Annotated in this window: 19 protein-coding genes and 2 pseudogenes; 9 read left to right on the top strand and 12 right to left on the bottom strand. The window is 72.8% G+C overall.

The window, feature by feature from the left end:
- Positions 1-55 precede the first annotated feature (55 nt).
- The 3 genes and pseudogenes from M878_RS93580 to M878_RS53780 form a co-directional block, all read right to left on the bottom strand.
- Positions 56-589 (bottom strand): annotated as a pseudogene (locus tag M878_RS93580) (2-phosphosulfolactate phosphatase); the annotation flags it as partial.
- 28 nt (positions 590-617) lie between these two features.
- A complete protein-coding gene (locus M878_RS53785; protein ID WP_023544766.1) occupies positions 618-905 on the bottom strand; it encodes a DUF1232 domain-containing protein in 288 nt (95 codons plus the stop codon).
- Between the two features lie 4 nt (positions 906-909).
- Positions 910-2,116 (bottom strand): annotated as a pseudogene (locus M878_RS53780) (hypothetical protein).
- A 380-nt stretch (positions 2,117-2,496) separates the two neighbouring features.
- Between M878_RS53780 and M878_RS53775 the strand changes: the two are divergent.
- Together M878_RS53775 and M878_RS53770 are read left to right on the top strand one after the other, a co-directional pair.
- Positions 2,497-2,886, top strand: coding sequence for a PadR family transcriptional regulator (locus M878_RS53775; protein ID WP_023544763.1), 390 nt, complete (start codon positions 2,497-2,499; stop codon positions 2,884-2,886).
- A complete protein-coding gene (locus M878_RS53770; protein WP_023544762.1) occupies positions 2,883-3,896 on the top strand; it encodes a hypothetical protein in 1,014 nt (337 codons plus the stop codon). The genes M878_RS53775 and M878_RS53770 overlap by 4 nt, the downstream gene beginning before the upstream one ends.
- 432 nt (positions 3,897-4,328) lie before the next feature.
- Here the strand turns inward: M878_RS53770 and M878_RS53765 are convergent, their stop codons facing one another.
- On the bottom strand, positions 4,329-5,693 hold the full coding sequence (locus M878_RS53765) for an FAD-dependent oxidoreductase (RefSeq protein WP_023544761.1): 1,365 nt from the start codon (positions 5,691-5,693) through the stop codon (positions 4,329-4,331).
- 210 nt (positions 5,694-5,903) lie between these two features.
- On the opposite strand from M878_RS53765, the gene M878_RS53760 reads away from it, so the two are divergent.
- Complete coding sequence (locus M878_RS53760) at positions 5,904-6,962, top strand: NAD-dependent epimerase/dehydratase family protein (protein WP_209445490.1); 1,059 nt, start codon at positions 5,904-5,906, stop codon at positions 6,960-6,962.
- A gap of 30 nt (positions 6,963-6,992) precedes the next feature.
- On the opposite strand, the gene M878_RS99415 is transcribed toward M878_RS53760, so the two are convergent.
- A complete protein-coding gene (locus M878_RS99415) occupies positions 6,993-8,453 on the bottom strand; it encodes a C40 family peptidase (RefSeq protein WP_023544759.1) in 1,461 nt (486 codons plus the stop codon).
- A 370-nt stretch (positions 8,454-8,823) separates the two neighbouring features.
- On the opposite strand from M878_RS99415, the gene M878_RS53755 reads away from it, so the two are divergent.
- Complete coding sequence (locus M878_RS53755) at positions 8,824-10,749, top strand: DUF1996 domain-containing protein (RefSeq protein WP_023544758.1); 1,926 nt, start codon at positions 8,824-8,826, stop codon at positions 10,747-10,749.
- A 17-nt stretch (positions 10,750-10,766) separates the two neighbouring features.
- Here M878_RS53755 and M878_RS53750 read toward each other — a convergent pair whose 3' ends face one another.
- Positions 10,767-11,693, bottom strand: coding sequence for a GNAT family N-acetyltransferase (locus M878_RS53750; protein WP_023544757.1), 927 nt, complete (start codon positions 11,691-11,693; stop codon positions 10,767-10,769).
- Positions 11,694-11,796: 103 nt separating this feature from the next.
- Here M878_RS53750 and M878_RS53745 point away from each other — a divergent pair, with 103 nt between their 5' ends.
- Positions 11,797-12,255, top strand: a complete 459-nt coding sequence (locus M878_RS53745; RefSeq protein WP_031223978.1) for a flavodoxin family protein — start codon at positions 11,797-11,799, stop codon at positions 12,253-12,255.
- Between the two features lie 239 nt (positions 12,256-12,494).
- On the opposite strand, the gene M878_RS53740 is transcribed toward M878_RS53745, so the two are convergent.
- The 5 genes from M878_RS53740 to M878_RS97275 form a co-directional block, all read right to left on the bottom strand.
- The gene (locus tag M878_RS53740) at positions 12,495-12,878 is read right to left on the bottom strand and encodes a hypothetical protein (protein ID WP_158692631.1); all 384 of its coding nucleotides are present in this window, start codon (positions 12,876-12,878) and stop codon (positions 12,495-12,497) included.
- A 423-nt stretch (positions 12,879-13,301) separates the two neighbouring features.
- Positions 13,302-13,748, bottom strand: a complete 447-nt coding sequence (locus tag M878_RS000000101330; protein ID WP_342452709.1) for a GNAT family N-acetyltransferase — start codon at positions 13,746-13,748, stop codon at positions 13,302-13,304.
- Positions 13,676-14,491 (bottom strand): SAM-dependent methyltransferase, encoded by an 816-nt coding sequence (locus tag M878_RS53730; protein WP_023544753.1) that lies wholly within the window; start codon positions 14,489-14,491, stop codon positions 13,676-13,678. Before M878_RS53730 ends, M878_RS000000101330 begins: the two co-directional genes overlap by 73 nt.
- Positions 14,492-14,534: 43 nt before the next feature.
- Positions 14,535-15,200 (bottom strand): GNAT family N-acetyltransferase, encoded by a 666-nt coding sequence (locus M878_RS53725; RefSeq protein WP_023544752.1) that lies wholly within the window; start codon positions 15,198-15,200, stop codon positions 14,535-14,537.
- A 997-nt stretch (positions 15,201-16,197) separates the two neighbouring features.
- Positions 16,198-16,806, bottom strand: coding sequence for an ATP-binding protein (locus M878_RS97275; protein WP_158692630.1), 609 nt, complete (start codon positions 16,804-16,806; stop codon positions 16,198-16,200).
- A 460-nt stretch (positions 16,807-17,266) separates the two neighbouring features.
- On the opposite strand from M878_RS97275, the gene M878_RS53715 reads away from it, so the two are divergent.
- The 4 genes from M878_RS53715 (at position 17,267) to M878_RS53700 (ending at position 20,335) form a co-directional block, all read left to right on the top strand.
- Positions 17,267-18,142, top strand: coding sequence for a helix-turn-helix domain-containing protein (locus M878_RS53715; protein WP_031223972.1), 876 nt, complete (start codon positions 17,267-17,269; stop codon positions 18,140-18,142).
- Positions 18,143-18,195: 53 nt separating this feature from the next.
- Positions 18,196-19,011 (top strand): SAM-dependent methyltransferase, encoded by an 816-nt coding sequence (locus tag M878_RS53710; RefSeq protein WP_031223970.1) that lies wholly within the window; start codon positions 18,196-18,198, stop codon positions 19,009-19,011.
- A gap of 116 nt (positions 19,012-19,127) precedes the next feature.
- Positions 19,128-19,613 carry an SRPBCC domain-containing protein gene (locus M878_RS53705; protein WP_023544747.1) on the top strand — a complete coding sequence of 162 codons (486 nt, stop codon included), beginning with the start codon at positions 19,128-19,130 and terminating at the stop codon, positions 19,611-19,613.
- 221 nt (positions 19,614-19,834) lie between these two features.
- A complete protein-coding gene (locus tag M878_RS53700; RefSeq protein ID WP_023544746.1) occupies positions 19,835-20,335 on the top strand; it encodes a hypothetical protein in 501 nt (166 codons plus the stop codon).
- Positions 20,336-20,408: 73 nt separating this feature from the next.
- Here the strand turns inward: M878_RS53700 and M878_RS53695 are convergent, their stop codons facing one another.
- Positions 20,409-21,563 (bottom strand): PP2C family protein-serine/threonine phosphatase, encoded by a 1,155-nt coding sequence (locus tag M878_RS53695; protein ID WP_023544745.1) that lies wholly within the window; start codon positions 21,561-21,563, stop codon positions 20,409-20,411.
- Between the last annotated feature and the right edge of the window lie 343 nt (positions 21,564-21,906).

The raw sequence follows: 21,906 nt of genomic DNA, 5'->3' as shown, positions 1-21,906 counted from the left end.
GGCCGTCCTCCCGGGCGGCCGCTATCGCGAACGGGAAGGTATCCGCCTCCAGTCACGTCGTCACGTCCGCGGAGTGGACACCGCCCCACCCGCGCCGCACGCCGTCCGCGAGCGGCCCGGCGGCGTCGGACCGCCGGGCCCTTTCGAGGTTCGGCGCCGGGTCGGCGTCGTACCGCGTGCACACGGTCCGCAAGGTACTCGGTGCAGGCGAGATGCTCCTCGGCCCGGCCGCCGTCCCCGGTGACGACGAAGGTCACCGTCTCCGGCCGGGCCCGCCGCAGCACCTCGGCGGTCGCACCGGCCACCACGAAGCCGGCGCACAGCGGCAGCCTCGCCTCCGCGACGGCAAGCGCCCCTTCGCCAGTTCGAACCCCGGCACCGGCGCGCCGTCCTGGAAGGCGAGCCAGCCCGGGTGACGGGCCTTCAGCTCCAGCGCCTCCCGCTGCGTACCGGCGAAGACGATCCGCTCGGCACCGCGCCGGAACGCTCAGGCGGCCACGGTGAACGCGCGCATGACATCGACGACCACGACCACGGCCACATCCGGGGCCGTCGTCGTACCGGACATACGGGTGAACTCGGTCCGCATCACCCCATGGTGAGGGAGCGGCGGCCGTTCAGGGCCCGGTCGGGCCGGGCGGCAGCGGGCGGGCGGCGCGCAGGCTGCGCAGCGCGAGCAGCAGGACGGCGATGTCGTCCAGGTAGACGGGGTCGGGCAGCAGGTCGGTGGGGAGCAGCAGATAGGCGACCGCGCCCCAGAACACCCAGCGCGGGCCCGTCGGCAGCCCGGAGCGCCGCAATGCGCGCCGGGTGCGCACCAGCCGTACCAGCAGCGCCAGGGCGACGGCGAGCAGCCCCGCGGCAACGACGACGGCTATGACCAGCAGGGGCGTGGTGGAACCCATGACGCTACGACGACCGGTCCGTGCCGTCTGCGGCCTCCGTACCGCCGCTCTCCGCAGCGGGCCCGGCCGACTCCGACGGCTCCGGTGCGGGTTCCGGTGCCGGCTGACGCTGGCCCTTGAGCTTCAGCCGCTCGAACGTCCGGGTCAGCTGCTGCAGCGCACCCGGCGTCCGGGAGGCGGGCCGCTGCTGCGGCAGGTCCGGCGCGGGCGCCGGGACGTCACGGTAGGCGGCGAGCGCCTCCAGGGCCTGCTCGGCGGCCTCCTTGTACAGGTCCCGGGACCGGGTCATCGCCTCCAGCGCCTCCTCATACATGGCGACCCGCCGCCGTTCGCGCTCCAGCTCCTCCTGGAGGGTCATCAGCGTCCAGTCGTCCCGCAGGTCGCTCAGCGCCTCCGCGACCTCCCGCGGCAGCGGCCGGGGCAGGGCGACGAAGCGGCGCAGGGCCGCGACGAGTTCGGCCGGCTCGGAGCCGTCCAGGAAGACGCTGCGGACGCTGTGCTCCTGGGGGGTCGTAGCCCTCCGGAGCCGGGTCCGGCGGCAGCAGCACCGCGCCGCCGCGCGGCACCTCGCAACCGAGGTCCTTCAGCGCCCAGTTGACGGCACGGAACTGGTGCGGCGCGGCCCTGTGCTCCACCACGCGGTGTCTGAGGCCGGGCGGCAGCAGCCGGGCCAGCGGCAGCCGGCCCTGCTCGTCCGGGGTCATCGCCTCGTGCACGACGACGTTCACGCACCACGCCTCGCGGGCCGCGTCCCGCAGCCGGCGCCGCATCTCCTTGTCGTCCGCCGGTAGCGCGTTGACCTGCCGAAAGCGCAGCCCGGTGACCGTGGCGTGGTGGTCCCAGGAGCCGTCGGCACCCGTGCCGCCCTCGGGCCAGAACAGCGTCGCGGGGGAGGGCCAGGTCTCGTCCCAGGGGCGCTCCGCCTCGGCGACCAGCCGCCATTCGTGCCCTGGCCGCCGGCCCTCGTTCGGTACGAGGGTGAGCCGCGCCCGCACGGTGACCGTGCCGCCGGCCCGCCGGCGCGCCTCGAAGACCCGCCGGGCCGCGTCCTCGGGCACGGGAGGTTCGGCGAAGTCGTCGATGTCGCCGCTCTCCTTGTGCCCGCGCAGGGTGCGGCGGACGACCTCCTCGGGGACGGGACCGGTGTGACGGCCGCGGGCCGCCCAGAGGGTCTGCGGGAAGACGGCGCGGTCGGTGGCGGAGTTCGACATGGGCCAATCTGCTGATCGGGGCGGGTGTGCCTTCCAGTATCACCGCTCGGCGGGGCGACACGTGGTGCGGGGCGGGAAGGCGGCGCGTGGCGACACCCGTACGCCCCCGCGCACGGGGACGCGCGCCCTGCACTCGGGGCGCGCGGGCTGCGCGTCGGGCGGCCGCCGTTCACACGTGGTCGTGCCCTTGTACAGCCACCACAATGGTCCGGCGAACGGGGTCGGCCCGTCCATCCGCTCAGGGGCGGACCCCGTTCACCCGATCCACCCGGCACGCGCGTGGGGTCTCGACGAGTTGGGCCGCGCAGGCAACCGGGACCCATTCTGCTCTCGATATATATCGGCAGCCGATATATTCTTGTCGCATGACAGCGAAGAGCATGACCCGGGCGGCGTTCTTCGTCCTCACGGCGCTCGCCGACCAGCCGCGGCACGGTTACGGCATCCTGCGTGAGGTGGAGGAGCTGTCCGACGGTGAGGTGCAGCTGCGGGTCGGCACGTTGTACGGCGTGCTGGACCGGCTCACCGCGGACGGCCTGATCGTGCTGGACCGGGAAGAGGTCCAGCAGGGCCGCCTGCGGCGCTACTACCGGCTCACCGACGACGGCGTGGCGGCCCTGGACGCCGAGGCCGAGCGGATGGCCGCCGGTGCCGGTGCTGCCAAGCAGCGCATCGCCGAGGGGCGCCGCGCCGGCGCCCGCGCCGCCCCGGAAGTCCCGGCCGGGCTCGAACCCCCCACCGCACCCGGACTCGCGGGAGGCTACGCATGACCACGCTGCTGGAGGCCCGCTACCGTTCCGTCCTGCGCCTGCTCCCCGCCTACTACCGGCGCGAACGGGAGGAGGAGATGGTCGAGACGTATCTGGAGGACCTCGACCGCGACACACTGGACCAGAGCCGGCCCACGCTCGGCGAGGTGGCGAGCATCGCCGGGCTTGCAGTGCGCAGCCGCCTCGGCGCCGCGGGCGCGCCCCGCCCCTACGTCCTGCTCGGATCGGCCGCCCGGCTGTTCGCGCTGGCCGCGGTCCTGCTTCTGGCGGCCTCCGCCGTCGTCGAACCGGTCCTGCAGCTGACCTGGTCGTTCACCCGAGGCGGTGCCGAACGGCGGTGGTTCGTCTCGGGGTTCATCGGCCACGGCGTCCTCGCCGGGACGGTCGCCGTGGCCCAGTGGATCCTGCCGCTGGGCTGGGCGGCCGCCTACTTCGCCCTCCTGTACGGCCGTCGCCGCCTGGCCCGGATCGGCGTCCTGGTGGCCGCGCTGCCCACCCTGTGGCCGCTGCTGCGCTCGGTGACGGACGTGACGCCCCTCCCGGAGCCTTCGTTCGTCGCGGCGCTGGCGCTCCTCGCCTGGCTGCCGGCCCTCGCGCTGTGCGCGGCCCATCATCGCGACGCACCCCCGGCCCGGCTGCCCGCCGGCACCCCCGGTCTGGTCTTCATGGCGACGTGTGTGGTGACGGGCGCCTCCCTGGTCCTGCTGCCCGCCGTCTCCGACCTGGTGTGGGGGCCCGCCAACTGCTTCGTCGTCGGTGCCCTCGGCTGGCTGCTGTGGCGCGTCCGGCGCACGGACCGGGTTGCGCCCGGCGACGGCCTCGCCCTCGCCGTGCTCGGCCTGCTCCTCCTGGCCGCGCGCGTCGCCGCCCTCTACCCGTGGATCCGGCTGCCCGGTGCCGCCCCGTACGTCAACGGCGGCCTCGTCCAGACTGCCGCGCTCGCCCTGCTGACCATGCTCCTGACGCTGGCCGGCCGCCGCGAACTCGTGGCACGCCGAACAGCTCCGTGACGCCGACCGGCCCCTCGTGTCACCGGAGTTGTCCCCAGCTGAGCGCGCTCACCCGGCCCACGGACCGTGACGTCCGCCGCTGGAACGGCTGGACGGCCGCCCGGCACAAGGTCGCGCAGGCGGAGCTGGTGGCCGTGGGCGCGGTCGGGACCGGGCGCCGGGCCCGGGCCGGACGCACCGTCTTGCGTCCGGCCTCGCCGTCGGGCAAGGGCGTGTACGGCTCGTTCGCGCGCCTGCTGCCGCCGTGCGAAAGAAGGCAGGGCCGCATGAGCTGTTCCCGCGGGCCGCGGAGGGCTGACCGCGGCGGTACGCGGCGAAGGGGCCGGCGCAATCAGCGCCGGCCCCCTCGGAGCCTCAAGGAGCGGAGCCTCCTCAGTGAGCAGGAGTGAAGCCTCCCCGGTGGACAGGAAAGGAGCTTCCCGGAGAAGGGACTTACGCCCCGCTCTCCCGCAGCATGTCCGCACGCTCGACGATCTTCACGCGCTCGCGGCCCTGCGGCTCGCCCAGGGCCCGCTCGGCGGCGTCCAGCTTGTACCAGCCCTCCCAGGTGGTGAAGCGGACCTCGCGCTCGGCGAGGAACGCGTCCACCGCCTCCGGGGCGGGCGAGGCCGGGGTGTGCAGCCGGCCGTTCGCGTAGTCGTCCAGCAGGTTGGCGACGGTCTCGTTGGCGTCGCCCTTGGTGTGGCCGATCAGACCGACCGGGCCGCGCCGGATCCAGCCGGTGACATACGCGGACTGCAGCGGGGTGCCGCCCTCCTCGATGACCCGGCCGCCCTCGTCCGGGATCGTGCCCGAGTCGATGTCCCAGGGCAGCTTGGGCAGCTTCTCGGAGAGGTAGCCGACGGCGCGGTAGACCGCGGTGACGTCCCAGTCCTTGAACTCGCCGGTGCCCTTGACGTTGCCGGTGCCGTCGAGGGCGGTGCGCTCGGTGCGCAGGCCGACGACCTTGCCGTCCTCGCCGAGGATCTCCGCGGGCGACTCGAAGAAGTGCAGGAACAGCTTGTGCGGCCGCTCGCCGACGTCGCGGATGGCCCAGTTCTCCAGGGTCTTGGCGACCATGTCGGCCTGCTTGTTGCCGCGCCGGGTCTCGATCGAGCCCTCGTCGTAGTCGATGTCCTCGGGGTCGACGATGACCTCGATGTTCGGCGAGTGGTCCAGCTCGCGCAGCTCCATCGGGCTGAACTTCGCCTGGGCGGGGCCACGGCGCCCGAAGACGTGGATCTCCACGGCCTTGTTGGCCTTCAGGCCGTCGTAGACGTTCGGCGGTATCTCGGTCGGCAGCAGCTCGTCCGCGGTCTTGGCGAGGACGCGGGCCACGTCCAGCGCGACGTTGCCGACACCGAGCACGGCGACCTTCTCGGCCTCGAGCGGCCAGGTGCGCGGCACGTCCGGGTGTCCGTCGTACCAGGAGACGAAGTCGGCGGCGCCGTAGGAGCCGTCCAGCTCGATGCCGGGTAGGGACAGCTCGCGGTCGGCCATCGCGCCGGTGGAGAAGATCACCGCGTCGTAGAAGTCGCGCAGATCGTCCAGGCTGATGTCGGTCGGGTAGCCGACGTTGCCGAAGAGCCGGATCTGCGGCTTGTCGAGCACCTGGTGCAGGGCGGTGATGATGCCCTTGATGCGCGGGTGGTCCGGGGCGACGCCGTACCGGATCAGGCCGAACGGGGCGGGCATCCGCTCGAAGAGGTCGATGGACACGCCGGGACCGGCGGCCACCTCGGACTTGAGCAGGGCATCGGCGGCGTAGATCCCGGCGGGGCCGGCTCCGACGATGGCTACCCGCAGGGGGCGCGGCATGATGAGGTTCCCTTCGCGTCTGAATGGCGACTCGATCATGAAGCCTAAACTAAGGCAGACCTAAGTTGCTACGCGGGTCCGGTCTATGACCTCATAAGGGGATCTTATGGCTTACCTGTTGATCTCTTGTGTTCGAGGTGTTCCCTCCGAGCGGGAACTGTCCGACCCTGTTCTCGGGCGGGGATCGGGCAGCGGTGGAGAGAGGCGGTCGTGGGCGGACACCCGGGGGTGACCGTCGCGGTGACCGGCGGCAGCGGCTTTGTCGGCAGTCACCTGGTACGGCGGCTGCTGGAGCGCGGCTACCGGGTCCATGCCACCGTACGCCGCCTCTTCGACGCGGCGAAGGTCCGACCTCTGTGGGAGCTCCAGGAGGCATTCCCTGGGCAACTGCGGTTGTTCGCTGCGGACTTGCTGAAAGAGGGTTCGTACGACGAGGCGTTCCGCGGCTGCCCGGTCGTCTTCCATGTGGCCTCGCCGTTCCTGATGCCGGAGCGGATCGGGGACGGCCGACGGGACGTCGTGGACCCGGCGCTGCTGGGCACCCGCCATGTGCTGGCGGCGATCGAGCGGACCCCGGAGGTCCGGATCCTCGTGTTCACCTCGACGGTGGGCGCGATCTTCGGTGACTATGCCGACGTGCTCGCGATGGACGGCCAGGTTCTCTCCGAGCGGTACTTCAACACCACCAGCACGGTCGAGAACAACCCCTACCACTACGCCAAGACACGGGCGGAACGCGCCGCCTGGGCGGCCGCGGCGGCGCAGGACCGCTGGCGCATGGTGTCGGTCAACCCCGGGCTGATCCTCGGCCCTTCGTTCACGCCCGCGTCCGACTCCGGCAGCCTCTTCCTGCTCGACGAGCTGTTCAAGGGCTATTTCTGCTACGGCGCCCCGGACTTCAGCTTCACCACGGCGGACGTCCGCGACGTGGCCGACGCGCACATCGCCGTCGCCGAGAACCCGGCGGCGCAGGGGCGGTACATCGTGGCGGCCGAGACCATGACGTCGTTCCACGAGATGGCCCGCATCATCCTCGCCCGCCACCCCCGCGACCTCCGGCTGCCGCGCACCAGGCTCCCGCACTGGCCGGTACGCATCCTGGGCCCCTCCTTCGGCCTCACCCAGGACTACATCCGGGGGCACCTCGGCATCCGCTTCCGCGTCGACAACAGCCGCAGCGTCCGCGAACTCGGCCTCGCTTACCGGCCGTTGGAGGAGACCCTGCTCGACCACTACGAGAGCCGGCGGGCACACCGGCGCCGCCGCTGACCCCGGTCCCGCTCCCGGGGCGCGGGCCGGTCAGGCGGGCCGCACGATCCGGTGGATCGCCGACTCCCCGGCGCCGTAGATCGACTCCTCGCGGATCGACGCCCCCGGACCCGGCGCGTGCACCATCATGCCGCCGCCGACATGCAGCCCCACATGCCGGTCGTCGTCGAAGAAGAGGACGAGATCACCTGGCTCGATCCCGGCCAGGGTGACCGGGGCGCCGGCGAGTGCCTGCTGGTGCGCGGCCCGCGGCAGGGTGACCCCCGCGGCCTTCCAGGCGGCCTGGGTCAGGCTGGCGCAGTCGTACGAGTCCGGCCCGGTCGCACCCCACACACACGGCTTGCCGATCTGCGCCCGGGCGAACGCGACGGCCTTCGTGACACGAACAGCTTCCGGCGAGTCGGTGACCGGGGCCAGGGGGCCGCTGTCGGTCACGGAGGTCATAGGGGCGGAGCCGGTGGGGGCGGTGGGGCCGGAGTCGATGGTGACGGGGGCCATGGGGGCGGACCAGGCGTCCGCGGTCATCGTCCCGGCGGGTGCCTCCCACTGTGGCTGCTCCCACCGCGGCTGCTCCCACTGACCGGTTCCGAAATCCGAGGGGACCTGCGTGGTTGTGGGCGGTGTCGCTGTGACAGGCGTAGGTGCCGCGTCCGTCACGTCCGTCACGTCCGTCACGAGTGCTAGTGCTGCGGCCGCGTCGGGCGTGAGCGGTGCGGCCGTAACAGGTGCGGGCTGAACAGTGGCGGCATACGTGACGAGTTGGGCGGCGTACCGGGAGATCACGTCGCTCGCGGCGGCGAGCTTGCGCTGGTTGTTCGCCTTGGACGTGGCGGGGGAGGGGCCGCGCGGGGCGGTGGTGCCGGGAAGCGCCCTGGCTTCCTGAACCGGGGCGCCCAGGGCGGCCGACAACGCGGGCACCGGGAGGACGGCCGTCTCGACGGAACCGGGGCGCTCATCGGTCAAGTCACTGCCCACGCTGGGTAGTTCGGGGCGGCGAGGCCCCGGCAGCGCCGCGCGTCCGCTCTCCCGCGCGGCCAGAGCCAGACTCGCCGGGTCCGTCGCCCGGCCGGCCGTCAGCTCGGCCACCACGCGATCGACGGCGCGATCCAGCGCCTCGGCCCGCCGGGCCGAAGGGCTCGGGCCCACCGTGTCCCGTGTGCCGTCCGGAAGGCCGCCGCCCATCCGTTCCCGGGAGCGTCCCCGTGCTGCCGGGCGGTCGGGGAGCCGGTCGGCGGGCAGCACGGCGGGGACGGTCGGGCCGAGCTTGGCGCGTGCCGCGTCGAACCACTGCCGGGTGACCTCGTCCAGAGCGGGATCGGACCGCCGGCGTGACCGATTGGTCTGCGTCAGGCCACGTGAGCGCGTCACCGACGCCATGGCCCGGGTCGCGTTGTAGTTCCCGGTCGCGTTCTCGGCCTGGTCATAGAGGGAGTTGATCCGCTGCCGGACCTCGTCCCGCTGCGCAACCTCGTCGCGGCTCTCCGGCGCCATGGAAGACACGCTCCTTCCTTGCCCCGCAGGGCAGTTGGGCCGTCACGTCCGGACTCATCCGAGTGCCGGGCGGCCTCGCGTCAACCTAGCCAACGTGTGTACCTCGTGTGAAGGTTGAGGCGTGGAATGTCCGATACGTAATTGTGATGTTCGCGATGATGTTCGAGAGGGAAGAGGCGAAAACCGCGTTTCCCTGTGAGGTCCGGGTGAATTCGCGATTCTGTTGAACACATCGGTGCCGCCCTCCGTATGAAGCCGGGGAGCTCCATGCCCGACCGGCACACACAACACGCAGGGGACGACCTTGGTACGGAACAGGCGCAGACGCCCGACCGGCGCACGACGCGCGACCTTCGCAGCGGTGGCTCTGATGCTGGGCGGAGGCGGCCTCGTCGCCGCGAACGTCTACGCCTCGGCGACCGAGAACTGGGGTGACGGGTCCGGCACGAACGGAACCGGGCACGTCCTGTCCGCGGGCATGACCACGATCGACTGCCCCGACGTCGGCAGTCGGCTGACCGCCGTACCGGACACGGCCCGTCCCGACGTCGACCGCGAACTCGCCCTGCTGGACCGGCAGACGGCGGCGGCCTACCAGCAACTCCAGCAGACGGGGCGGTCCGCCGGCCAGGACTCCGGCCCCGTCGACGACACGATCATGAACCCGCTGAAGGAGAAGCGGGCCGCGGCCATCGGGCGGATATCCGACGCCCTCGACCGGGCCGGGCAACCCGCGCAGGGCCTGGACGCCCTGGCCGCCTGCACGCTGCGCCCCGGCGCCGACGGCACGGACAACGGCGACCAGGCCACCGCCTCCACCGCGCCGAGTTCCCCCGCCGCGACCCAGGGCGCCCAGCAGAACGGCGCCGGCCAGGCCGGCAACGGACCCGTCGTCTCCGACTACGCGGACATCACCTCCGTACAGCCCGACGAGTCGAACCCGCCCCAGCAGACCGACGCCTCGCGCGGCAGCTTCACCTCTGACTGCGGTGTCAACGCGAACGGCCTGTTCAACTCGGACAACGTGATCGTCGCCCCCGGTGTCTCCAACGGCGCCCACCACTTCCACGACTACGTCGGCAACCAGGGCAACAACGCCTTCGCCAGCGACGACGACCTGGCGAACGCCAGGACGAGCTGTGCCGACCAGGGCGACAAGTCCTCGTACTACTGGCCGGTGCTGCGCCTGCAGAACGGCACCCAGGAGCGGGACGCCGGATCCCCGGGCGGTGGCACGGAGGGCAACGCGGGCCAGATCGTCACCCCCAAGCAGGTCACGCTGACGTTCGAGGGCAACCCGCGCGGCAAAGTCACCGCCATGCCGCGCCTGCTGCGCATCATCACCGGCGACGCCAAGGCCTTCGTCAACGGCCCCGGCAACGCCAACGCCTCCTGGAGCTGCACCGGTTACGAGGACCGGCAGCTGAAGGACAAGTACCCGCTGTGTCCGCCGGGCAGCGACGTGGTGCGCACCTTCCGGTTCCAGAGCTGCTGGGACGGCCGCAACATCGACAGCGCCAACCACCGTACCCACGTGGCCTTCACCGCCCCCGACGGCTCCTGCCCGGCGGGCTTCCAAGCCATTCCGCAGCTGGTGCAGCGCCTCGTCTACGACGTCCGGGCGCCCAGCCTCCAGGACGGCGGCCGTACGGCCCCGCTCTTCGCGATCGACTCCTTCCCCGAGCAATTGCACAAGCCCGTCACCGACCACGGCGACTTCATCAACGTCTTCGACGAGAGCCTGATGCGCGAGATGGTCGACTGCATCAACTCCGGCCGCACCTGCGGACCCGGTGGTGACGGCTCCGGTACGACGGCGACGCCCACGGCGAGTCCGGGCTCGGACACGACGGCCGCCCCGGGCGACGGTACGACGGAGCAGCCCGGCGGCACCGCCGCCTCCGCATCCGCCTCGGCATCCTCGGCCTCCCGGCCCAGCGAGCAACCCAGGACCGACGCGACGACCACACCGGGCCGCACCAGCAAACAGGACCAGGCTCCGCAGCAGGACCACACCGCGAAGTCCGATCACACGCGGCACCGCGCCACCGAATCGGCACGGCCCACCCCCACCCGGTCGAGTCAGTCGCCCGAGCCGACCCGGTCCACCCAGTCCGCCCCCGTCCAGCCCACCGCCGCCGGATACGTCCCGCCCGCCGCCACACAGCCCCAACCGCAGGGAAAGCAGGGTGCGCTGGCGGAGACCGGTGCTCACCTGTGGCCCGCGGCCCTCGGCACCCTGCTCGCCATGTCGGGCCTGATCATGCTGCTCAGGGCCAGGCGCCTCCGCTACTGAGCGACCCTCAGGACAACTCAGTCGGTGACGAGTGCCCTGCAGTAGACCGTGGAGCTGCGCCGGACTGTCATGCCGAGCCGCACGTACAGCGAGAGCGCGCCCGTGCCGGAGTGCGTCCACAGCGTGCAGGCAGGTCTGCCTCGGCGGTGGAAGGCGCGGAACGCCTCCCACAGCAGCGTGCGGGCGATGCCCCGGTCGCGGTGGTCACGCCGTACCGCGACCCGCTCCACATATCCCTCGCCATGACCCGGCACGTCGAGTGACAGCACGGCCCCGACCATCCGGTCGCCGGCGAGGGCCACCGGCGATGCCGCCGGCAGGAACGTGGCGCGTTCGACGGTGTGCCGGGCCCATTCCGCGTAGGTCTTCCGCCGTGGCTGCCACTCGTCGAACGCGTCCTCGGTGAGCTGGTACGCGGCCTGTTCGTCGCCGTGCCGGAACGGTCGTACGGTGATGCCCGCCGGCGGATCGGGCACGTCGGGTTCGTGCGGCAGCGCGATCTCGAGCAGCCACTCAGTGACCAGCCGGGAGTACCCGCCGGTCCGCAGGAGCGCGATCGCGGCGTGATCGGCGTCGGAGACCGTCAGGGCGAGCCGGTCGCTGCCCGCCCGCCGGGCCCGGGTCTCGGCCCAGTCGAGCAGTCCGCTGCCGAGATCCCGCTCCCGGTGGCCGGGGAGCACAAGTAACCTGGCCCGCCGTCCCTTCACCCAGCAGCAGGCGACCAGCCGGCCCGCGTCGTCGTGCACGAGCAGCGTGCCGGGCAGGGACAGCTCGGTGGCGAGCTGGTCGGCGCCGGTCGTGGGGCGGCCGTGCAGCGCGCTTTCGTACGCGGCGACCAGATGGTGGATCGCGTCCACATCGGCGGTGGTCGCCGCGCGGCACCCGTAGCCGGCCGGCAGCCACGGCGGGCGAAGAGCGGAGACGCGTGCACCCACGCTGGTCACGGCAGCCCCTCCCGTCCTTCCCGTGCACAGCGTCTACCCCGCCGCGCCCTCTGTCACGCCCGCCGTTTGCGAGGCGCCGCGGGCGCACGGCAGGGTGCGGGGTGTGCCTACCTTGCTGATCGTCCATCACACCCCGTCGCCCAACTGCCAGGCGCTGTTCGAGGCCGTCGTCTCCGGCGCCACCACACCGGAGATCGAGGGCGTCCGCGTCGTACGGCGGGCGGCCCTGTCCGCAACCGCCTCCGACGTCCTGGAAGCCGACGGCTATCTGCTGGGCACTCCGGCGAACCTCGGCTATATGTCCGGCGCGCTGAAGCATTTCTTCGACCAGATCTACTACCCGTGCCTGGACGAGACCCGCGGCCGGCCGTTCGGCTACTACGTCCACGGCGGGAACGACGTCACCGGTGCCGTCCGCGCCATCGAGGCCGTCACCACCGGCCTCGGCTGGCGGCGCGCCGCCGACGCGGTGACCGTCACCGGTGAGCCCGGCAAGGCCGACACCGAGGCGTGCTGGGAGCTCGGGGCGACGGTCGCGGCGGGCCTGATGCCGGGCGCCTGAGCACCCGTCCCGTGCAGAGGCCCGCCCTGCCCTGCCCGCAGACCACTCTGTCGGCCCTCTTCCAGCCTTCTTCGATCTTCGATGTACGGCGGACGAGGGGACCGGATCGCGTCCCAACGGCGCGACCGTGGCCCGTCACCTGTGGCGGCCGGCGCGGGACGTGGTGGAGGTCGCCGAGGGCATTCGCGCGGTGTCCGCGCGCACCGGTACCACGCTGTTCGCACCTCCTCTCACCGCCGTCACGCGCCGCCGTCCCCGTACCGGTCTCGCCGCACGGTGTTCGCTGCTGCGAGCCCTGACGAACAAGCGGGCCTGGGCGGCGCGGCGATCACCGCGCCGCAGGGTATGTGCCAGGTGCTCGGCGCGGCCGGTGCGGTGCCGGGCCGGGAGAGCCTCGCCGCGCTGGTCGCCGTCACCTCGCTGCGGCTCAGGAACGCCGCGGCGCCGGCCGCACGGGATGCCACCGGGAGATCGACGTCCGGTCCCGCGACCTCGGGCTCCGCGTCGAGGGCCGGCTCGGACCGGGCGTCCGCTGTGCGGAGGCCGACCGGGGCCTCTACGGGCGCCGGGGCGAGAGCGCCGTACGCACCCTCGTCCGGACCCACGGCAGGCTGCGGCTGCACCCTGGCACCGGCGTCCGGCCGTGGCTGGACAACGCGGCGGCCGAACCCCTGGCCGGCCAGGCGCGTCGACGCCGTGCTGCCGCGCTGACGTCCTTCCGTATCCCGTCACGCAGGAGCTGCCGTGGTGACCGAGTATCCTCGAGCGACCGCGGCCCCTGCCGGTGAACTCCTCACGCACGTCGGCACCTTGCGGGCCGACGCCGACTTCATGGGCGGCTACGCCCGCCAACTGCTCGCCACCGCGGCCACGCTCAGCGGCTGTCCGGTGGCCCCCGAGGGGAGCCCGCCCGCGCTGGAGCGGCAGGCCGCCGCCTGCACCACCGCGGCGGAGCAACTGCGCACCGCGGCCGAGGCGTTGGACACCCACACGCGGCGCCCGGGGCTGAGCCCTCGCAAGGGGTCCGGCCCCTCGCGCGGTCGGACTCAGCGCACCCGTTCGGCCGCCGCCCGGGGGAGGCGGCGGCGGGGCGCGGAGGCGTCACGGGCCCGCCCCGAGCCGCTGCCGGTGCTCTCGGTGAGCGGCCGTACCAAGAGGCTGACGGTGGCCTCCTCCGCGAAGCCGTTGCGGCGCATCAGCTCGGCGGAGGCGGTGTTGCACCGCTCCACGTCCGTGACCACGCACACCGCCCCGGCCGCCGCCGGCCGCGCACAGCACTCCTTCACCAGCCGGGACGCCACCCCGCGCCCCTGACAGGCGGGGTCGACGGCGATCCACTCCAGACAGCCCCAGTCGGCGCGCTGCTCGACGGCGGCCAGGCGGTCGAAGCCGAGGGGGTGGAGTGTCAGCTCCTCGGGGGTCAGGGTTTGCGGGCCACCCCGACGTACACCGGCTGCTCCTGCCGGACCCGCATCGCCGGCTCGGGGTGCCACCTCGTGGCCGGTACGACACCCGGATCGCACAGTTCCAGGCCGTCGAAGAACCGGGTCACCTCGGCGTGCGTGCGCGTCTGGACCGGGGTGCCGCCGGCGCGGTAGACCTCCTCGATGCGCTCCATGACCTCCGGGTCGAACTCGGCGCTGCCGTGGGACAGGATCAGGTGGCTGCCGGAGGGCAGGGGGTCCAGGAGCGTGCGGACGACACCGTACGGGTCCCGCTCGTCGGTGACGAACGGCAGCAGCGCGATCAGCGACAGGCCGACGGGCCGGGTCAGGTCCAGATGCTCGCGGGCGTACTCCACGATCCGCTCCGGCTCGCGGACGTCGGCGTGCAGATAGGCGGTACGCCCCTCGGGCGTGCCGTGCAGCAGGGCCTCGGCGTGCCGCAGCACGATCGGGTCGTTGTCGGCGTACACCACCCGGGCGCTCGGGACGACCGCCTGCACGACCTGGTGCAGGTTCGGCTCCGTGGGGATGCCGGTACCCACGTCCAGGAACTGGTCGATGCCCAGGCGCGCGACGAAGCGGGCGGCTCGGTGCATGAACTCCCGGTTGGCCCAGGCCGCGTCCTTGGCGCCCGGGAAGAGCTCCAGCACCTTGCTTGCGGCTTCGGCATCCACCGGGTAGTGGTCCTTACCGTCCAGGAACCAGTCGTACATCCGGGCGGAGTGCGGCTTGCCGGTGGCGATCCGCTCCGGGCTGAATCCGGTGTCTGTGCTGGATCCGGTGTCTGTCACGTCGGCTCTCCATGAGGGTGGGTGGGGGGTGGGTGGCGGATGGTCAACGGCAGCGGGAAGCCGCCGTGCTGTCGTGTCGGTGCCAGACGGCCTCGACCACCCGGCCGTCGGGCAGCGTCTGTCTGGCCGGCCCTTCGTCCGGGACGAATCCGGCATGGGCCAGGGCCCGGCGGCTCGCGGTGTTCCCGGGCTCCGCGCCGGCCCGGACCGTGGCCAGTCCGGCATGGGTGTGCGCGAGCCTGGCGCCCGCGCGGAACAGCTCCGCGCCCAAGCCCTGGCCGCGACAGGCCGGGGCCAGCCAGCCGCCCATCTCGCCCGTGCGGTGCTCCAGTTCGAGGGCACCGGCGTAGCCGAGGTCCGATCTGCGCACACAGACCAGGAGCAGCGGGTCGTCCGGGCCGGGCGCATACGGCTGGGCCAGCTTCCTGGGCATCCGGCGGCCGTCGTCACCGGCCGGCCGCCAGGCGAGCAGGGCCCTGCGCATGCCGGGATCGGGCAGGACCTCGTCCGCCTGGGTGCCGAGCCAGCGCTGGGCCTCGGCGTCGGCGCAGGCGGCGAGCGCCGCGGCCACGTCCAGCCGGGTGCGGGGCGTGAACAGCAACAGCCGCTCGGTGGCCAGGACATGCCGACCGGCCTCGGGCCGGCACCGCCCGGGCACGGGAAGCCCGGACGCGGCCCGCCTCCGGCGGATCAGCGACCAGACCACCACCCCGCACACCCCCGACGCAACGACCCGACCCGCACGGTGGACCCGGAGCCCGTACGGCCCCCGATCCCCCGCCCGGTGCGGACGCCCCGCACCAGCGGCGAATCTACCGGGGTTCGGGGGCGGATGGGGTACGGCAGGCGACGGTTTCGAGCCGAGGCGGGGGCGGCGTGAGGGTGCGGTGCGGTGGCGGGGGAGCGAGGGCGTGGGATGGGGGAGTGGGGCGACGGGGTGGGACTGGACCGGGGGTGTGGCCTGGGGCGCGTGTGCGGAGAGCGGGGCGTGGGCGGGGGCTGGCTTTGGGCTGAGGGGACGGGGGCGCGGTGCGGCGGGGTTGAAGCCGGGGACCGAGTGGGGCTGGGGGCGGAGTGGGAGTGTGCGGGCGGCGGTTTTGGGCTGGGGTGGGGATGGGCGTGGGGGCGGTGCGGTGGACGTGAAGCCGAGGGCGGAGCGAGGGCGTGGCGTGGGGGTGCCTGCGAGGGGAGGGTGGGCGGGGGCGTGGGGCAGCGAGGTGTTCGGGTCCGGAGTGGAGTGAGCGCGGAGACGGGTGCCGCTCCGCCGGATGCGCGCCGCCCCCCTTCCGGAAGCCGCCTGCCCCGGACCGCCTCGGCCCGCTACGGGGTTCCGATGGCGGAGGCCAGGGGTGTGTGAGCTGCCCCCCGCCCGGAACCCACCCATCGCACTCCACCGCACTCCGCTCGGGGGCTCCGAGGCGGAGGCCAGAGGCGTGCCGTGGCGTGCCGTCCCGTCTGGAAACCGCTCACCCCACTCCACCTCACCCCGCTCCGCCCGTTCCGATGGCCGAGGCCGGCGGAGTGCCGTAACGGGCGCCGGGACCTTCGGGGTCAGCCGGGCTGTTCCTGGGAGCCGGGCTTGGGGCGGGTGCGGGTCCAGGACGGGTCGGCGGACGGGGTGGGGACGGGTGCGGCGTGGCGCATGGGAATCCTTCGGACGAGGGGGGAGGGTCCGGGGGCGGTCGGTCGGGTCGGCGGACGTGACGTCAGTCGTGGCCGGACGACAGCTCCGCCCAGACGACTCGGGCGAGTTGGCCGGGTATCGGCGTCACCCCCCAGTCGAGGCTCAGCGCGTCGACCAGAAGCAGTCCGCGTCCGTGCTGGTCGTCGGGTCCGGGGCGGCGGGCCGTCGGCAGCGCGGGGCCGCCTTCCCGGTCCTCGACCTCGATCCGTATCCGGTCCGACGTGTCGTGCAGCCGGCAGGCGATCCGGTCACCGGCCGTGTGCACCAGGGCGTTCGTGACCAGTTCCGAGGTGACCAGGACCCCGTCGTCCAGGGGACCTTCCGGTACCTCCCAGGCGGTCAGCAGTTCCCGTACGACCCGGCGGGCCGTGCTGACGGCCGTCGGCCGGCTCGGCAGATCGAAGGCGGCGGCGCGGGGCAGCGGGGCCCCGGAGGCGAGCCGGTCGGGGCCGACGGGCCCAGGGAGTCGACCGAGGCGCTCGCCTCCGGGTGGTCTCAGGACACCGGCCGGAACCGGCGGCCGGTGCTCAGGTTGCTCCGCGCTGTCCGGCACGGGGCGGATCTGCCGCGCGCCGTCCAGGGCCCGGCGGGGCCGGTCCGGCTCGGCGGGAGCCTGCTGACGGTGCGTCACGGAGTCCGGTGCCCGGTCCGGGCCGTCGTCCGTGGAGCGGTGCTGGCGGGGTACCGCGGGCAGGCGCAACGAGCCGGCGGCCAGGGGCGGTTCCCCGGGTGATCGATGGAGCGGTCGGGGGAGGGAGGGCGGAGCCATCGCCGTGCGCCTTTCGTCCGGCCTCACGTGGGGGGCGTCGGTTCCGGGCCGACCGCTCGCGCAGCAGACGACACACCGCCTCCGCCGAGGCCGTAGTGCGGCCCGGTCTCCCCCAACCCGGCCGCGCCGCCTGCTCCTTGGTCGGTCGGAGCAGTAGGTCCACTCTGGCATCCGCCGACAACGCTCCGCAACCGCCAAGTTGAAATTTGCAAGTGGCCAAGTGCATGCTGCTTCGGCCAAAACGTGATCGAATGGGTTGGGAAGCGATCGTGGGCGACGGTCTCGACCGTTTCCCCGGGTGACCTGGTGAGGGGGTGTGGGCGTGACAGCGGAGACCGACTGGGGCGGTGCTCCCTCCGTCCTGCGCATGATCCTCGGCCGGCAGCTGGAGGAACTGCGCACCCGGGCCGGCCTCAGCTACGACGAGGCGGGCGCCGCCATCGGCGTCAGCCACTCCACGATCCGCCGCATGGAGGCCGCCAAGGTGGCCCGGCTGCGGCTCGCGGACGCCGAGAAGCTGCTCCAGGTCTACGGCGTCAGCGACCAGGACGAGATCGACACCTTCCTGCAGTCCGTGCGCGAGGCCAACAAACGCGGCTGGTGGCACACCTACCGCGATGTGATGCCCGACTGGTTCGCCGCCTATCTCAGCCTGGAACAGGCCGCGTTGCAGATCCGCGCCTACGAGAACCAGTTCGTGCACGGCCTGTTGCAGACCGAGGACTATGCCCGCGCCCTGCTCGGCGCCGAGAGTCCGCACGCCTGTGCCGAGGCCACCGAGCGCCGGGTCGCGCTGCGCATGCGCCGCCAGGAGCTGCTGGCCCGCGAGGCGCCGCCCCGGCTGTGGGTGCTGATGGACGAGACCGTGCTGCGCTGGCCGGTCGGCGGACCCGAGGTGATGCGGGCGCAGATCGACCACCTCGTCGAGGTCAACCGGCTGCCCCATGTGACCTTGCAGCTCATGCCGTTCGCCCACGGACCGCACCCGGCGCTGCGGGCGGGCGCCTACCACCTCTTCCGGTTCCGGGCCCGCGAACTGCCCGACATCGTCTACCTCAACGGCCTGGTCGGTGCCGTCTATCTCGACAAGGCCGGCGACGTCGTGGTGTACCGGGAGGCGCTGGACCGGCTCGGTGCCCAGGCCGCGCCCCCGAAGAAGACCGAGTCCCTGCTGAGCGCGATCCGCAAGGAGCTGTGACGCACCTGCTCGTACGCAAGCCCCCGCCCCCGACCCGAATGGGAGACACGGCGTTGCCCGACAACGGATGGCCGGCCGACCGGATCGACACCGAGAACGCCCACTCAGCCCGTATCTACGACTACATCCTCGGCGGCAAGGACTACTACCCAGCCGACCAGGAGGCCGGCGACGCCATGGCCCGGGAGTGGCCCGCGCTCCCGGTCCACATGCGCGCCAACCGCGACTGGATGAACCGCGCCGTGCGCTGGCTCGCCGAGGAGGCGGGCATGCGCCAGTTCCTGGACATCGGCACCGGCATACCCACCTCGCCCAACCTGCACGAGATCGCCCAGGCCGTGGCCCCCGAGTCCCGGGTGGTCTACGTCGACAACGACCCGATCGTCCTCACCCTCTCCCAGGGCCTGCTGGCCAGCGCGCCCGAGGGCCGTACCTCGTACATCGAGGCCGACTTCCGCGACCCGGCGGCCATCCTGGACGCCCCGGAGCTGCGCGAGACCCTGGACCTGGACCAGCCGGTCGCCCTCACGGTCATCGCCATCGTCCACTTCATGCTCGACGCGGACGACGCGGTCGGTGTCGTACGCCGGCTGCTGGAGCCGCTGCCGTCCGGCAGCTATCTGGCGATGTCCATCGGCACCGCCGAGTTCGCGCCCGACGAGGTGGGCCGGGTCGCCCGCGAGTACGCGGCCCGCAACATGCCGATGCGGCTGCGCACCATCGATGAGGCCCACGAGTTCTTCGAGGGCCTCCAGCTGGTCGAGCCCGGCATCGTCCAGGTGCACAAGTGGCACCCCGACGGCACCGGCGAACAGGGCATCCGCGACGAGGACATCGCGATGTACGGCGCGGTCGCCCGCAAGCCCTGACAGACGACCGGCAGGCCCGCACAGACCCGGGGCCGGGGTCCGCACCCACCTCCCGGACCCTGGCCCCGCTCCTTTCGTACGGCGGGACCGGCGCCCCCGGGCGATAGCGTGAGCCCGTGTACGCCACCCGAGTCTCCCGGCGCGTGCAGGCGCCCCCGCACGCCGTCTACCGTGCCCTGACCGACCCGGACGCGATCGCGGCCTGGCGCGTCCCGGCTGGCATGAGCGCCCGCGTCCACACCTTCGACGCCCGGGAGGGCGGCACCTTCCGGGTCTCGCTGACCTACGACGACGCGTCCGCCACCGGCAAGTCGGGCGGGCACACGGACACCTACCACGGCCGTTTCGCCCGGCTCGTGCCCGACGCCCTGGTCGTGGAGGTGTTCGCGTTCGAGACCGGCGACGATGCGATGCGCGGCACCATGACCCTGACGACCACGCTCACCGCGGCCGACGGCGGCACGGACGTGGAGATGCTGCACGAGGGCGTCCCCGACGCCGTTCCCCGCGAGGACAACGAAAGGGGCTCCTGGATGGCCCTCGACCAGCTCGCCCGGTTCGTCGAGGACCCGCCCGCAAGCCGGGCGCCCGAGGCGGAATGACACGGCCTGCGAGGCGGAATGACGGCCGCCCGCGGCGGAATGACCGAAAGAGCGTCGAAAATCGTCCGGAATTCGGCCCAACCTTCCGGCTGCCTCATGTTCCGCGAATGGCGTGGAAAAAGAGCGGAGAGAAGCGGAACCGGCGCGAGGGAAATGCGGTCTTAAAGTCCGTCGACGGCCGGGATCGGCCTGGTCGTAACGAAACCGGGGGAATGGGACATATGTCCGTTCGTAGTCGTAAGACCCTGTTCACCGCCGTGGCCCTGGCCGGCGGACTCACCCTGGCCGCCGTGACGCCCGCCCTCGCGGGGACCACCGCGAACCACACCACCCGTGCCGCCGACGTGACCTCCGCGCAGGGCGACCCGCGCAATGCCACCCAGCACGTGGCCGATTTCTACGGCGCCTACATCGACGCCGTCTGGGCCACCGACGACAAGTCCGCCGGTGACGCCGCCAAAGCGCTGCGGGCCTTCTACCTCTCCGCCGACGCCCAGAAGAAAGTCGCCGCCTTCGAGAAGAAGGAGCACGCCGACGGCATCCTCTTCGCGCAGAACGTGCCGGTGAAGTGGAAGGTGACTTACACCGGCTCGGGCTCCGGCCACGCCACCAGCCGCGTCACGCTCACCTGGGGCGACGGACCGCACGCCGAGGTCAGCGCCATCGACGTCCAGTCCAGCCTGAAGACTCTGAAGATCACCGACCTCAAATCGGTCCGCTGACCGGGGGCGTGCGTCCCGCCCCGCCCCACCCGGGGCGGGGCTCACGCCTGCCGTGAGGGCCGGGAGGCTGTTCTCACCCGTGCCGGAGGATGTCCGTGTCGGCGGCCCGGCCGTGGTGGTGCCGCCGGCGTTCCGCTGCCGTGCGGTGCAGGGCGATGAGCGCGGCGTCGTCGCCCAGCCGGCCCCCGGCATGGGTGAGCAGATCGCGCCGCACATGGTGCATCAGCGCCTCGGGGCTGTCGTCGGTCCAGTGCATCGCCCGCTCGGCGAGCGGGTAGAACCGGCCGCGGGCGTCCCTGGCCTCCACCACGCCGTCGGTGTAGAGAAGCAGGGTGTCACCGGGCTCGAAGGAGAACACGTCCAGCGTGTGCTCGCTCGGGGCGTGCACCCCGAGCGGTGGCGACGGGTGCAGGCTCGGCACCGTGACGGCGTGGCCGGGGCTCAGCAGCAACGGCGGCGGATGGCCGCAGCTGGTCATCCGGGTGACCGGATCCCGGTCCGGGATCTCCACCAGCAGCGCGGTGGCGAACCGCTCGCCCGCCTCCTCCGGCGGCTCCAGGTCCGCCGCGTATCGGGTGACGCTCTGCTCCAGCAGGGCGGCCAGCTCCGCGAGCGGGATGTGCCGGTGCGCGCTCTCCCGGAACGCGCCGAGCAGCAGCGCGGCCTCCCCGATGGCGGACAGGCCCTTGCCGCGCACGTCGCCGATCAGGACGCGCACCGCTCCGTCGGTCCGGGTCGCCGCGTACAGGTCGCCGCCGATCTGCGCCTCGTCCTCGGCGGCCAGGTACAGCGAGGCGATCCGCAGCGGGCCGATCTGCTCGGGCAGCGGCCACATCAGCACGTGCTGCGCGGCCTCGGCGACCGTGCGGACCTGGGCCAGCTGGTCCTGCCGGCGCTCACGCAGGGCGCTGTAGACGACCACCAGCACCGACAGCACCGCGAGGGTGATGATCTGCACGACATGGTTCGTGGTGCCGATCCCGCCGTGGGTGATCCCGATGAGGATCTGGGCGGCCAGGGCGAGCGCCCCGATGGCCGCCGTGGTCCGAGGACCGGCGATGGAGGGCGTGAGCGCCGGCGCGATCACCAGGGCGGGACCCAGGTGGACGTTGTACGGGGTCTGCATGTCGACCACCGTGATCACCACGATGAGCGCGACCGGGAGCAACAGCAGAGCGCGCGTCGGCTGCCACGGCTGCCGCGAAACCGCCCAGAGCCGGGGTCCCATTCCTACAGCGTGCTCCCGGGCCGGGCGCGACGCACGTCAGCGCGCCGCTGGGGCCTGGTCATCGCGACCGCGAGGGCGGCGCTGTCCCATGTGAGGACACCGCCGCCGTTGTGTCCCGGTTCAGCACACTTGGGTTCAGTGCACCTGAGTTGAGTACTCCTGAGTTGAGCACACCTGAATTCAGTACACCTGGGTGAGGATCTCCAGCACCTCCCGCTCCTGCGGCAGCCGCGGCGCGTTCTTGGTCACCGCGTCCGCGACCGCGCCCGCCGCGATGGCCTGCAGCAGGGCGCGGTCGGCGCCCAATGTGTGCAGGGGGCGCTTGATGTCCAGGGCGCCGGAC

Source organism: Streptomyces roseochromogenus subsp. oscitans DS 12.976 (assembly GCF_000497445.1).
Lineage (GTDB): Bacteria > Actinomycetota > Actinomycetes > Streptomycetales > Streptomycetaceae > Streptomyces > Streptomyces oscitans.
Note: the sequence above shows the minus strand (reverse complement) of the source record. Positions and strands in the feature narration are given on the sequence as shown.

Coding starts and splice junctions, on each gene's coding strand:
- M878_RS53785 (WP_023544766.1), bottom strand. CDS start 905: ATGGGTTCCACCACGCCCCTGCTGGTCATAGCCGTCGTCGTTGCCGCG.
- M878_RS53775 (WP_023544763.1), top strand. CDS start 2,497: ATGACCCGGGCGGCGTTCTTCGTCCTCACGGCGCTCGCCGACCAGCCG.
- M878_RS53770 (WP_023544762.1), top strand. CDS start 2,883: ATGACCACGCTGCTGGAGGCCCGCTACCGTTCCGTCCTGCGCCTGCTC.
- M878_RS53765 (WP_023544761.1), bottom strand. CDS start 5,693: ATGCCGCGCCCCCTGCGGGTAGCCATCGTCGGAGCCGGCCCCGCCGGG.
- M878_RS99415 (WP_023544759.1), bottom strand. CDS start 8,453: ATGGCGCCGGAGAGCCGCGACGAGGTTGCGCAGCGGGACGAGGTCCGG.
- M878_RS53755 (WP_023544758.1), top strand. CDS start 8,824: ATGCTGGGCGGAGGCGGCCTCGTCGCCGCGAACGTCTACGCCTCGGCG.
- M878_RS53700 (WP_023544746.1), top strand. CDS start 19,835: ATGTCCGTTCGTAGTCGTAAGACCCTGTTCACCGCCGTGGCCCTGGCC.
- M878_RS53695 (WP_023544745.1), bottom strand. CDS start 21,563: ATGGGACCCCGGCTCTGGGCGGTTTCGCGGCAGCCGTGGCAGCCGACG.